This window comes from Mucilaginibacter sp. CSA2-8R, assembly GCF_038806765.1.
In the GTDB taxonomy this organism is placed as follows: Bacteria; Bacteroidota; Bacteroidia; order Sphingobacteriales; family Sphingobacteriaceae; genus Mucilaginibacter.
Genome location: NZ_CP152389.1, coordinates 436,945 through 450,399, shown reverse-complemented (window position 1 = coordinate 450,399; position 13,455 = coordinate 436,945). Strand labels below are relative to the sequence as shown.

Here is a 13,455-nt window from a genome sequence, read left to right as displayed (position 1 = left end):
AAGGAAAAGGCGCTGGTCAGGACGCTCAAATAAACATCACAGTATAAGATTAAAGCAATCGATTGCATTGACTTCAGATACTGCTGATCCTTATTGATTTCCTTAACCAAAGCTACCTCGCGGATAGAGCAGAATAATGCTGATATGTTGAAAAAGCGGGTAAAAATGTCCGCGATAATTAATTCCAAATCGCTTTTTTGTCCAAAAAAACACCTTTTATATTCACGAAGGCTTATAATAATGGTGGCCTGGAATCGCTTTCAGTTATTAAAAAACAGCAAGGCAAAACATCACTTAAAATCTCAAAATCAGAGTTAAAAAAATCACTCACCTTTTATTTTTGTAGCTGCTAACCCATTAGCCAAAAAGCATGACGATTGCGATTTAAACTGGAAAATTTGTTTGCGTAAAGCGCATCTGAATATTTTAATATACTGCTAAGTTCATCCAGTTATTAGAGGTTATTCGATATATAAATTAAATTATTTGGCAAATATTAAGACATTTGTTAATTTTAACGCAACCTTAAATCTATAAGGAATACCAATTATAGTCCGAAAAATAACTGCACACTTGCTATTTGCACGTGCACTGTAAACTATTTAGCTAAAGTTTACAGGATATAAAACTCTGTTGTCAAGTTTACACAGTAAGCTTAAAAAGGGTCTTATAGTTATCGGATATTACCGTGTCGAACCGGAATTTTCGACTAATTATTGATTAGAGTAAGTTTTACGAGGATGACCCCTAAATTACAAGAGCAGACTAGTAACCTTAAAAAAGCAAGTATTTTGCTGTTAAGGGTTTTGTTTTTTGCCGTTACTGCAAGCGCTCAATCAGTCAAAGCCAACTTTGACAAATACACTGTGAACGACGGATTGTCATCCAACACCATTTTTGATGTTATTAAAGACAAATACGGATTTGTGTGGATAGCCACAGATGATGGGCTTAACCGCTTTGATGGAGTAAACTTTACCGTTTACCGCAATAAAGACAATGACAGTACCAGTTTAAAAAACAACTCTGTAAGCAATATATATGAAGATCGGTTGGGCCAATTATGGGTTGGTACCAATGGCGGCGGCTTAAGCCTTTATAACCGCAAAAAAGATGCTTTCCTGAATTTTAAGTATACAATTGATAATGAATGGATAAGTGAGGCCATTACCGGCATGGCAGAAGACCGTAGCGGTAATATCTGGATTACATCTTTTAATGGGCTTTACCAGCTACAGCCCCGAACGCGACTGGTAAAACATATAAAACTAACGGGGCTGAGGCATTCTGAAGCGATGCTGAGTATTTTTACAGACCGCCAGTGCAGGATATGGATAGCTACGCTGAATGGGCTTTTGTTGCTTGACCCGGTAAGCCACAAAATCACTCGCTTTGCACATGCTGATAAAGACAATAATTCACTGGTAAGCAACCATGTGCTCAGAATAACCCAAGACCATGCAGGCAATATTTGGGTGGGTACTATTGACGGACTGAGCATGCTTAGCCCTGATTTAAAGGTTGTTAAAAACTACCACAAATCTAATACACCGGGAGGCGGGCTGAGTGATAATCATATACGTGCATTAAAGGTTGATAATCATAATCAGTTATGGATTGGCACAGATGGCGGACTAAATGTACTTGACATCAGCAAGCAAGTATTTACAGTTTATCACCCTGACGAACGTAATAACGGCGGAATAAACAGTCAATCCATTCGATCTGTATATTTTGATAACCATGATATATGCTGGCTGGGTACTTACCAGGGCGGATTAAATAAATTTGATCAAAACTTTACGCATTTTAATCATAAACAACGAAATGCCTTTGATAACCAGGGGCTGAGTGCTGCGGTTGTTACTTCATTTGCAGAGGCCGCTGACAATAATGTATTTATTGGTACGGATGGAGGCGGTCTGAATTTATTTCGCACAAAATCTGGATTGTTCGACCATGTAAATATTGTTCCCTCAAAAACTAACATTCGCCCCAAACTTGCTATTATGGGTTTGGAAATGGCAGCACCTAACACGTTATGGATTTCCACCTATTTTGATGGACTGTTCGCATATAATCCTCAAAATAGGAGTTACAGGCAGTTTGTAAAAGAGACGGGGCCAACGGCGCTGAACAGTAACAACATCATTTGTACTAAAGTAGACCGCAACGGCAACCTTTGGATAGGTACAGACGGTGGCGGCATCAATTTGCTCGACAAAAAGCAGCAGAACATCCGCTACTTTGTAAATCCAACAGGCAATACAGAGGATGCTCATTATCCGTCTAATAACGTTATCAGAACCATTGAGGAAGATGACTCAGGCAAAATATGGGTTGGTACGTTTGGCGCCGGCATATCAGTTTACGATCCATCTACCGGCCTGTTTCGGGCTTACAAAAAGGGCAACAGTGGTTTGCCTAACAACTATGTACTCACCATACTTAAAGACAAAGCCGGGCAGCTTTGGATTGGAACCAACGGAGGCGGCATCAGCCTGTTTAATCCCAAAACAGCAATGTTCCGTACGTTTTCAGAAAAGGATGGATTGCCAAACGATATTGTTTATAAGTTAGTTGAAGATAACGAGGGAAACATTTGGGCAAGCACCAATAAAGGCCTCAGCAGGCTTGACCGGCAAACATTCACCATTACCAATTACAATTCGCAAAATGGCCTGCAGAACAGTCCTTTTGTGCTAGGCGCTGGTATTGCCCTATCAAACGGAGATATTTATTTCGGCGGTCAAAACGGGATTAATTATTTCTCCCCTTCAGACATCAGAAAAAATCTGCGTAAACCCGGTATAGCGCTGATTAATCTATACGTTGACAACAAAAAAGCTGTCCCTGAAGAAGATGGCCCAATTACCGAATCGATATTATCTGCCCGGAAAATTGAATTAAAGTATAAACAAAATTTTGCCATAGAGTTTGTTGCACTTAACTATACCAATCCCTCCCAAAACCAGTATGAGTACAAATTAGATGGATTTGATAGGGAATGGATACGTGCAGGCAAAAACCATCAGGCCTCGTATACCAACCTTAGCCCGGGGAAATACGAATTCCATGTACGGGCAATTACAAATGACGGTGTTTCGACTGGAAAAGAAAGAAGTATAACGGTTATCATTTCGCCACCGCTATGGTTAACCCCCTTAGCACTTCTTTTATATATAGGTGTTGCGGTAAGTGCCATATTCTTTATTCGCAAGCTGGAAATACGCAAACTGAAGGCCCATTTTTTGTTAGAGCAAGAGCGGCAGCAAGCCAGGCAAATGATACAGGCAGAGCGTTCGGCCGCCGAACATGCGCACAGGCTTGACCAAATGAAGATCAAGTTTTTAACCAACCTGAGTCACGAGTTTAGAACCCCGATTTCACTGATTATGGGTCCTGTAGAAAACTTGCTGGCAGATGAAACGCCTGTAAAAATTCGTCCGCAACTGGAACTGGTTAAAAGAAACGGCCGCCGCCTGTTAAACCTGGTTAATCAGCTTCTGGACTTTAGAAAAATGGAACAAGGCGAACTGACGCTCAACCTAAGTGCAGAGGATGTACTGGCATTTTTGCAGGATACAACAAATTCGTTTGTTGACATGGCACAGAGGAAGGGGGTTGACTACAAAATAATTTTGCCGCAGGAGACATTGACCACCTTAATGGATGTGAATAAGCTGGAACGTATTCTTTTTAACCTATTATCCAACGCTTTTAAATTTACAGATCAAGGCGGGCAGGTTACTGTACAAATTAAACTGGCCAACATATCCGAAAACACATTACTCTTAACTTGCCAGGTAAGCGACACAGGCGTTGGAATCCCGGCAGCAGATTTACCACACGTTTTTGACAGATTCTACCAAACAGACAATCATAAAGTAGTTGCTAATCAGGGATCAGGCATTGGTCTTTCGATTGCAAGAGAATTTGTTCGTTTGCACGGCGGAAATATTAATGTTGAGAGCAGTCCCGGTCTAGGCAGTACTTTTCACTTTGATATACCGCTAAGTGTGGCATCCAATCATTCGCCGGTTGAGCTGAGCGACATTGTGGAACTACAACCGGATGCCGAACCAACCGAGGCGATAGCATCACAAAACGGAAAACCGTTAGTGCTGATTATAGATGATGAGGCCGACTTTCGTTTTTATTTAAGGGAAAACCTGAAGGAAACTTACCGGATTGCCGAAGCAGTCGACGGTCATCAAGGCTGGCAGCTGGCGTTATCACTGCATCCCGACCTGATTCTTTCTGATGTAAATATGCCCATTATGGATGGTATGGCCCTTAGCAAAAAGCTTAAGAAAGATAAAAGAACGCTGCATATCCCATTAATTGTACTTACCGCCTCCCATCAGGAAACAGACCAGTTAATGGCTCTGGATTCCGAAGCCAACGATTTTATAACTAAACCGTTCAGCTTCGCGATATTGCAGGTAAAAATCCGGAATTTGCTTGCCCTCAATGAAAAATTGAAAGCCAGCTATTCACGACTTTTGAAAGTAACTCTTGATGAGATGGAAATTGAGTCGGAAGATGAAAAGTTTTTAAAAGCCGTCGTATTATATATCGAAAAAAACCTGACAGACCCTCAGCTATCAGTTGATGCCATAAGCCGGGAATTTCACATGAGCCGGGGGTCACTTTATAACAAAATATTAGAAATTACGGGGCTTGTGCCGGTAAAATTCATTAACTCAGTGAAGTTGGATAAGGCCGTGCAGCTCATGGAAAAAAGCGGTATGAAAGTAGCACAGATTGCATACCAAGTTGGATACTCAACGCCCAATTATTTTGCAAAAGCTTTTAAAGAAAAGTTCAACATGTCGCCGTCTGAATACATACAGCTCAAACGGCAAAGAATAAAACAACTGGATCCTCAGAATAACCTTTCAGATTAATTTCACATTTTAATCTCTTTTGGCGGGCAGCTATTGTAAAGACATATTTATTCAAAATACGGCTATTTTTCCTCAACTAAGCAGTTGATAAAAAATCGAATTAAGGCACTTGAAATAGTCAAAAACAGTACAAAATAACTAAAAATCGCTAACTCTCCAGTCCTAAAGATTTGGTTTATTGTACAGCTTGTATGTAAAAAAAATCGATTGAATATAAGGTCAACTGATTAGTCGCTGTTTGCCTATTCGCAAATCTCCAAACGTCGAGTTAGCCGTTAAGCAAATTCTTTAGATGCTCGCTATAAAAAAATTATACCTTTTTAAGTTCGAATTATCAATATAAAGAATTTATAGACCGGCATCAGCATAAAAATCATTTGGAAACCGTTTGTAGTCTTAATAGCCCGGATGATCTGTCAAAGTGTATCAAGTTTATAAGCAGGCCCAAGCTTCCAAACATCCGCTGCAATTTAAGCTGTATTGAAAAATTAATTTATGTTGCGGATGATCGTTTCGTCCATAGAAAGCGAATAAATTTTACTTAGTCCCCATCTTAAGCATCTACATCATGAGTCCAGTGGTCACCAGTACTCGGCAGAGTACACAGTATTTAACCATTATCTATCTTTTCAACACAAAGTAGCGAACACCATAGTGAAATTGATAAAAGCGAGGCGGCTAGTTTTCATTTTTTTCTGCCTGCCACCTCGTTTTGGGCGCAATATAACTGATGGGCATCTCAATTTCTCAGATGTCTTTCAACCTACCGTAATACTGCGCCTTAAAAAAGACAACATAAGTCAATCTTAATTTCTTTAGCAATTTTCTAGCATGAATTCATGCTCAATACCTACGTCTGATGCAGAGGCAATTATTCAATTAAAATGCTTACAACTGAATAAGTCAATTACAGTTTATTGGTATAAAACTAGTGAGCATTTGGTGGGCACCGATTTTAAAAGTTTATAGATATTGCTCAATTGCGAATTTTGGCGCGAAGTTCAAGCCCCGTCCATTCCTTAAGAGGAGAAGTCAAATTTCAATAATAATAAGCTAGAAGTTACCACCAATTTATTTGGGGGCTGATTATCTTCTATATTAATCTTTTAGACTCTAGGATAATTTTTTATGAATTAGCTATTAAAAGCACTGATTCGTAAATACACGTTTCAAGAATAAGAAAGTGAAAATTTCAGCGTCGCCTTACAACCAGCCGGTAACCATTTTTTTTAAAAATATGGTGCATAAATAATGCCTAAGATCATTTTTTTAACTGACAGCCGTCATGTGGCAGAAGTCCGGTTTAAGCCAACTTTGTATCAACAAACAAAGATAACATACAAACCCATGGCAACTTTAAAAACTATAGCACCTGCAACCTGGACCTTACAAGAAAAAGCAACCACTTACAATCCTTTAAGCCTGTGGGCTAAATTCAGTCAGTTTGCCAATATGCAAAAAGGAAACCGCACGCTGTGGTTCTTTATCAACTTAATGGTACACGGCGTAGTCTTTTTACCACTTCCGGCTGTGCTGATGTACTATTATAATGCAAACGTTGTAGTACTGGCCGTAACTATGGGCTGCTTTTTTACCAACCTGATTGCTAATATGGGAGGTGCGGGTATACGCACTGTAATGCTACTCTTTTTCGCAAGTATAGCTATCCATTTATTCATGACTATCGTTACCATTCTCTAATTATTTAAACTATATATCCAAAGCGGTTTTTCATAACCGCTTTTTTTATTGCCATATATTTCGCTTAAACAAGATGATAAATCACACTTTTCATATCCCGGTGCTCGGGTTGGGTTTTTCAGTAGATACCCCCTTAAAAGTAGCCCGCTATGGCATCGCGTCTACAGTTTCTATTGTTGATGACGAGTTGCTGGAACGCATGCGTGAATACCACGTAACGCAAAATCAGCGCGAATTTGTTCCTATTTACAAAAATTCACCCGACAGCCGCGCCCGGCGCATCACTGCTTATCTTAATTTGCTGAACGATTTGGTTGACGAGCAGTTTGAGCAACTCAAGCAGTTGCCTTTTGGTCAGCCTAATGATTTGGAACGTTATTTTGACCTTCTACCTGCTACATCGCACTTAAGGCAGGGATATGAACTGATGCAGGATTACCCAGACGGGCCGAGCAAGAAAGCTTTCCAGAACCTGTTGCGGTCATATATGCAAAAGGGAACTACTGATGTCAATATAATGTCGAAGGTAGACAAAATGAACTTTGATACCGATGGGCAGTACACTGGTGATGAAAATACGGATGCACTGGCCGCTTTGCGGGGCTTTGCACAAAGTAATTTACAATCGTCCATTATTTTGTCGGCTGGCATGAATCCTAAGCTATATAGTTACCTCGAGCGGTTTACCGACTTTTATCCTGATTCGAACGGACAGTTACGTAAAAAAGTAATCCTAAAAGTAAGCGATTATCGTTCAGCGCTTATTCAGGCCAAGTTTTTAGCCAAAAAAGGTATCTGGGTGTCTGAATTCAGGATTGAATCGGGCCTAAACTGCGGAGGACATGCCTTTGCAACCGATGGTTTGCTACTGGGGCTCGTTTTAGATGAGTTTAAGCAAAAGCGGCATGCCATGCTGCAGGAACTGCAACAAATGTACAGCGCCACTTTGGCAGAGAAGGGTATTCATACCAAAGTTAAATTCACACATCGTATTACTGTGCAGGGCGGCATCGGCACTGCGCAAGAGGACAGCTTTTTGCTGAAATATTACGAGCTGGACGGCACTGGCTGGGGAAGCCCTTTTTTACTGGTACCTGAAACCACTAACGTTGACAACAACACCCTGCAACACCTGGCCAGAGCTACACAAGACGATTACTTTGTAAGCGCAGCCTCGCCGCTGGGGGTATTGTTCAACAACTTTAAAAACAGTACTATAGAACAACAGCGCTTGCAGCGTATCGAAAACGGTCGTCCGGGCAGCCCTTGCACCAAGAAGTATTTATGCACCAACACGGAGTTTACCGAGCAGCCTATTTGCACCGCATCGCGCGAGTACCAAAACCATAAACTAAAGCAACTGAATACATGGGCTCTTCCTGCTAATGAATATCAGGAACAGTTTAATACCATTACCGAAAAGGTATGTCTGTGCGAGGGTTTGTGCGCATCCAACTATATAAAAAATGATATTCTTAAACCCCGGGAAAACGCCGCTGTAGCCATATGCCCCGGCCCTAATCTGGCTTTTTTTTCCAGAACTTATACGCTTGACGAAATGGTAAAACATATTTATGGACAGCTTAACCTGCTCGAGGGCATACAACGCCCCAACCTGTTTGTCAACGAGCTAAACCTGTACATTGAGCACCTACGCAAAGAGACAAGCGCTCACCTGAAAGGCTTTAGCGACAAAAAAGAAAAACACCTTGTTAAGTTTAAAAATCAGTTACAAGACGGCATTAGTTATTATAAAAACCTGCTACCACTCATACATAACCAAACACAGGAGTATTTAAACCAAATGCACCAGCAGCTACTCATTGCCGAGGCACACCTGCAGGCCATAGCTGGAGGCTTGTTAAGCAACTAGTTTCATCAAGCCTAAAGCAAAAAAAGCGGTTCAAAACCGCTTTTTTTTATACCCGCTTTTAACGGAATATTGATCAAAACATAAAAACAACCATTTCCTTAATGATGGTTAAGCCATGCTGAATAGTTGGGTAGCCGGCTTATCAGCCCAAAGGCGGGCATCAAGCGCCATGCATATATTACGTAGAAAGCGCTTACCTAAAGGTGTAACAGTCAGGCACCAAGAGTTCAGCTCAATCAAGCCATCATCAGCCAAGGTTTCCATGCGGTCCAAGCCATCGCATAAAGCGATGCTGGATTCGCGGTGCAGGTTCCAACAAGTTGTACCCTTACACATGATATTTAGAATATGACGGCGGATAATCAAGTCTTCATGAGTAAGCACATGGCCTTTAAATACCGGTATCTCACCTTGGTTTACCAAATTCACATACTCCTCAACCTTCTTTACATTCTGCGCAAACCCATACCAGGTATCGCTGATGGACGACACGCCTAAGCCAACCATTAATTGAGTATACTGGTGCGTGTAGCCCATAAAATTCCGGTGCAACCGGCCGGCTTGCTCCGCTAGGTACAGGCTATCAGTAGTTAGGGCGAAATGGTCCATACCAATTTCTTTATAGCTCAACGCAGTAAATAAACGACGGCCGGTTTCGTATAGCTTGCGCCTGGTATAGGCATCGGGCAAATCATTTTCAGTAAAGCGGCGCTGGCCGGGTCTAACCCACGGCACGTGCGCGTAGTTGTAAAAGGCGATACGGTCGGGCATCAGCTCGGCTACCATGCGTACGGTATCCACCAAGCCTTCCATCGTTTGCAACGGTAATCCGTAAATCAAATCAAAGTTTACAGAAGTATAGCCTATCTGACGAGTCTGCTCAGTTACTGCTTTTACCTGCTCAAAAGTTTGAATTCGGTTGATGATAAACTGCACTTTAGGATCAAAATCCTGAATGCCCAAGCTTAATCTCCGAAAGCCCAGGTTGTACAAAGTTTGCAAATGCGCCTCGGTGGTGTTACCCGGATGTGCCTCAAAGCTAAACTCTGCATCCGCATGCACGACGGCATTTTTAAGCAAGCCGTTAATCAGCATTTCTAAATTATCCGGACTAAAAAAAGTAGGTGTACCACCACCTAGGTGAATTTCGCGGATGATAGGCGCCTCTTGAAACACCTGTTGGTTCAGTTCCCACTCTTTTAACACGGTTTGAATGTAAGGCACTTCTACCCCATGGTTCTTGGTTATGCGGGTATTGCATCCGCAATAGGTACACAAGCTTTCGCAATAAGGCAGATGCACATAGAGACTGATGCCATCGGTGGCATTACTTTCGTCGAACGACAGTTTTACCGATTGTTTCCAGCTTTGCGCATTAAAAGCATCAGCATCCCAGTAAGGTACGGTTGGATAACTGGTATAGCGTGGGGCTGCCACATGATATTTTTCTATAAGGGCTTCGGATGGTTGCATGACTTTAAGCAATTAACGTATTACATGGCAAGCTTAGCAGGAAACTGGTATAGCAGCGCGGCAGTTCCGGGCGCACACGCAGGCTTTGCCTACGCATTTATTTTGCTGCCACTGATCCAGGTTTTGTATAGTTTGATCGGCGATCTGTTGCAGGGCTTCTTTCGTTAAATAAGCCTGGTGCGGAGTTACCAGGACGTTGGGATGGCTCATCAAATCTGCAAGCAGGGTATCCTTGAGGTGATCATGCTCATGATCTTCAAAAAACAAACCCTTTTCGTTCTCGTACACATCAATACCCAGGTAGCCAACTTTGCCGGTGTTCAGGGCATCAACGACATCTTGCGTATTTAATAAGCCACCGCGAGAGGTATTCAACAGCATTACGCCGTCTTTCATCTTGGTTAAGGTTGCCTGGTTGATGAGGTGGTGGGTATCTGGCGTAAGCGGTGCATGGAGTGATATAATATCTGACTGGGCCAGCACTTCATCAAACGAAACTAATGCTATGCCGGGAAGGCTTTCGGTTAAAAAAGCATCGTAAGCAATTACCCGGCAGCCTAATCCGTTAAAGATAGCTGCGGTAGCCCGTCCAATATACCCCAAGCCGATCAATCCAACTGTTTTTCCGAAAAAGTTAAAACCTATCAGTTCATCCTGCCTAAAATCAAAGTGAAGGCTGTGCGCTTCGGCCTTTACCACTTGCCGGTTCAGGGCGAGTGCCAGCGCAACAGTATGCTCAGCGATAGCCTGGGGCGAATATACCGGCACGTTAGCTAACTTAATGCCACGCAGGCTGGCCGCCTCCTTGTCTATATGATCGGTACCGGCCGAACGGGTAGCAATATACTTGATACCTAAATCGGCCAGTTGGTTAATTACCGGTGCCGATACATTATCATTGGTAAAAACCACCACCGCATCCTTACCTTCTGCATAGATAGCAGTCTCAGGGCTTAATGGATTGGATATAAGCGTGATGTCATGCTTTTTTTGATTGGCCCTGGCCAAAAACTCTTTCTCGAATGACTTTATACTGTAAGCTACCACTTTCATTTGTCAGAAGGCATTTTAATTCTATACAAAAATACCATTGCTTAAAGGCCTGCACCATGAGAGTGGTCAGCACAAAAAGTGATCTTCGTCAGTTTTTCATTCTTGCCAGGCGGTTAAGATCTATTATCTGAATTTGACTACCTTTTTTTTCGATGAGACCTTCATCCTTAAAATCGGTCATTGTGCGGCTCACCGTTTCGGTGGCGATACCCGCCATACTGGCCAGTTCCTCTCGGGAGACCTTAAATTGTGCCGGATCTGCGGATTGCTTGCTGAGCCTGACCAGCGTTTGCGCTAAACGCTTACGTACCGAATGATAAGCCAGTTCCATCAATTGCTCTTCCTTTTCGCGCACGTTGTGAGACAGGATTTTAATGAACTGGCTGCCCACATCAGGAAAGCGGTTGACCAGGTTTAAAATACTGTCTTTAGGCAACAGGCAAACTGATGCATCTTCCGTTGCTTCTGCGGTCTCCGTAAAATTTTCATCCAGCAACACCGCAGTTACACCCAGATAATCATCTGCTTTGAATAAGCCCGTCATCAGTTCGCGCCCGTCCTCGGCCAGCTTAATGGTTTTGATACCACCTTCAAGCACCAGATAAATACCTTGCGGCTGATCACCGTCATAATACAGTATTTGCTTCTTTTTAACCTGGCGTATTTTACGGCTGGCAACCAAGGTTTTGAGCTCGGCCATACCACGAGCTGAACCAGTGGCCAATTGCTCTATGCCTTGTAAAGCTTTGCTGTAAAAGGCCTGTTGTTTTTCCTTTTTACCCAACCGGCTTTCAATAGCGTTCAGCAGTTCTATATCATCAAAAGGCTTGGTCAGGTAATCATCCGCTCCCATCTCCATCCCTTTTCTAAAATCTACACGCTCAGCTTTAGCCGTTAAAAAAATAAAAGGAATGGTTGCCGTTTCCGGGTTTTTGTTCAGCAGGTAAAGCACGCCGTAGCCGTCCAGTTCGGGCATCATAATATCACATAATATCAAATCGGGTTTGTATTGCTGTGCTATTTCTACACCTATTTTACCGTTGCCGCCTTCTTTTACTTCGTAACCGGCCAGCTCAAGAATTTCGGCGGTGCTTTCGCGGATATCGTTATTATCTTCAATAATCAGGATCTTAGTTTTCATGCTGCAATGGGAAAAGATATAATGAAGGAGGTCCCTTGGTTTACTTTGCTCTCAAACTTAATTTCACCGTTCATCAGTCCGGCATACCGGGTTACAATGTTAAGGCCTAAACCTGTACCTGGGATATTGCCGGTATTATGCGCCCGGAAAAAGGCTTCGAACAAATGTTTCTGATCGCTTTCGGGTATGCCGATCCCATTATCTTTTACGGCGACCATTAAATGGGTTGGCGTTATCTCCGTATTAAATTCAATAAACGTATTCTCGCCCGAATATTTGATCGCGTTGCTGATGAGATTGATAATACAATTTTTAAGCAGCGACTGATCAAGCGAGACCATACTGAGCGTACCGGTATGCTGGTAAATGATGTGCTGGTTTTGCTTGGCTACCAGCTGCATTTCCTCAGTAATTTCCTCTGCAAACTTAACCAGATCAAAGCGGCTGTACAACGGCTCTATCTTTCCTGCCTCCAGACGTTCGAGCGATAGAAAATCATTGAGGATACCCGTTAAGTTGCCTACCGAATTTTTGATTTTGCCGATATGCTTGGTGATGTTTGGGCTGTTGAATTGCTGCGCGTACTTCTCGATGAGCACAGCGGAAAGTTGTATAGAACTTAGCGGTGTCCGGAACTCGTGTGAAGCCATGGACACGAAGCGGCTTTTAAGCTGGCTCAGTTCCTTTTCCTTTTCGAGCGACTGACTTACCTCTTCCTTAGCTTGCTGTAACTGGGCAACCGTTTCCCTCAGCGATTGGGTACGCTCGGCTACCTGATGCTCCAGTTGCCCCGCGTATTCCTTCAGGCGTTCCTCGACCTCCTTTTCGCGACTTAAGTCGTGAATAAAACCGGTATAAATTTTACGGCCCGAGTACTGCACCTCGCTTACACCTAAACGAAACGGAAAAACAGAACCGTCTTTGCGCAACCCCTGAACCTCACGCCCTATACCAATGATATGGGGTTTACCTGTACGATCGTACCGGCGGATGTACTCATCGTGCTGACTCTGATCGGGCTGCGGCATCAGCATAGCTATATTGCTGCCGATAACCTCGTGAGGTTCGTAACCAAATAACTTACAGGCCGACGGGTTGATCGACTCCATGACGCCACGCTCATTAATGGTGATAATACCGTCTATCGCGTTGTCAATAATAGCGTTTAACAGGGCAGCATTTTCCATAAACCAACAGCCGTATTAGTAATTACAAATATCCAGTGCCAGACACCATCCGGCACTGGTCAAGATTACTAAAAAAAGTGATCATGAGCATTTTTTGTTTACCTTTTAGCAAACTCG

7 protein-coding genes are annotated in these 13,455 nt (G+C 42.7%); 3 read left to right on the top strand and 4 right to left on the bottom strand.

Translation table 11 applies throughout. The annotated features are described in order from the left end of the window. Positions 1-740: 740 nt before the first annotated feature. The 3 genes from AAGR14_RS01880 to AAGR14_RS01870 all read left to right on the top strand — a co-directional run bounded on the left by AAGR14_RS01880 (position 741) and on the right by AAGR14_RS01870 (position 8,484). Positions 741-4,910: a two-component regulator propeller domain-containing protein gene (locus AAGR14_RS01880; protein WP_342646901.1), complete on the top strand. Its 4,170-nt coding sequence runs from the start codon at positions 741-743 to the stop codon at positions 4,908-4,910. Positions 4,911-6,257: 1,347 nt separating this feature from the next. Next, the gene (locus AAGR14_RS01875; RefSeq protein WP_342646900.1) at positions 6,258-6,611 is read left to right on the top strand and encodes a hypothetical protein; all 354 of its coding nucleotides are present in this window, start codon (positions 6,258-6,260) and stop codon (positions 6,609-6,611) included. A 73-nt stretch (positions 6,612-6,684) separates the two neighbouring features. Continuing rightward, positions 6,685-8,484 carry a hypothetical protein gene (locus AAGR14_RS01870; RefSeq protein WP_342646899.1) on the top strand — a complete coding sequence of 600 codons (1,800 nt, stop codon included), beginning with the start codon at positions 6,685-6,687 and terminating at the stop codon, positions 8,482-8,484. A 108-nt stretch (positions 8,485-8,592) separates the two neighbouring features. On the opposite strand, the gene hemN is transcribed toward AAGR14_RS01870, so the two are convergent. The 4 genes from hemN to AAGR14_RS01850 all read right to left on the bottom strand — a co-directional run bounded on the left by hemN (position 8,593) and on the right by AAGR14_RS01850 (position 13,338). After that, positions 8,593-9,957, bottom strand: a complete 1,365-nt coding sequence (gene hemN / locus AAGR14_RS01865) for an oxygen-independent coproporphyrinogen III oxidase (RefSeq protein WP_342646898.1) — start codon at positions 9,955-9,957, stop codon at positions 8,593-8,595. Positions 9,958-9,990: 33 nt separating this feature from the next. Next, positions 9,991-11,010: a 2-hydroxyacid dehydrogenase gene (locus tag AAGR14_RS01860; RefSeq protein ID WP_342646897.1), complete on the bottom strand. Its 1,020-nt coding sequence runs from the start codon at positions 11,008-11,010 to the stop codon at positions 9,991-9,993. Positions 11,011-11,098: 88 nt separating this feature from the next. Next, positions 11,099-12,151 (bottom strand): response regulator, encoded by a 1,053-nt coding sequence (locus AAGR14_RS01855; protein WP_342646896.1) that lies wholly within the window; start codon positions 12,149-12,151, stop codon positions 11,099-11,101. Continuing rightward, the gene (locus tag AAGR14_RS01850) at positions 12,148-13,338 is read right to left on the bottom strand and encodes a PAS domain-containing sensor histidine kinase (RefSeq protein WP_342646895.1); all 1,191 of its coding nucleotides are present in this window, start codon (positions 13,336-13,338) and stop codon (positions 12,148-12,150) included. The genes AAGR14_RS01855 and AAGR14_RS01850 overlap by 4 nt, the downstream gene beginning before the upstream one ends. Between the last annotated feature and the right edge of the window lie 117 nt (positions 13,339-13,455).

Bases quoted from the DNA above. Each gene is read 5' to 3' on its own strand.
- AAGR14_RS01870 (WP_342646899.1), top strand. From the start codon at position 6,685: ATGATAAATCACACTTTTCATATCCCGGTGCTCGGGTTGGGTTTTTCA.
- AAGR14_RS01855 (WP_342646896.1), bottom strand. From the start codon at position 12,151: ATGAAAACTAAGATCCTGATTATTGAAGATAATAACGATATCCGCGAA.
- AAGR14_RS01860 (WP_342646897.1), bottom strand. From the start codon at position 11,010: ATGAAAGTGGTAGCTTACAGTATAAAGTCATTCGAGAAAGAGTTTTTG.
- AAGR14_RS01880 (WP_342646901.1), top strand. From the start codon at position 741: ATGACCCCTAAATTACAAGAGCAGACTAGTAACCTTAAAAAAGCAAGT.
- AAGR14_RS01850 (WP_342646895.1), bottom strand. From the start codon at position 13,338: ATGGAAAATGCTGCCCTGTTAAACGCTATTATTGACAACGCGATAGAC.
- hemN (WP_342646898.1), bottom strand. From the start codon at position 9,957: ATGCAACCATCCGAAGCCCTTATAGAAAAATATCATGTGGCAGCCCCA.
- AAGR14_RS01875 (WP_342646900.1), top strand. From the start codon at position 6,258: ATGGCAACTTTAAAAACTATAGCACCTGCAACCTGGACCTTACAAGAA.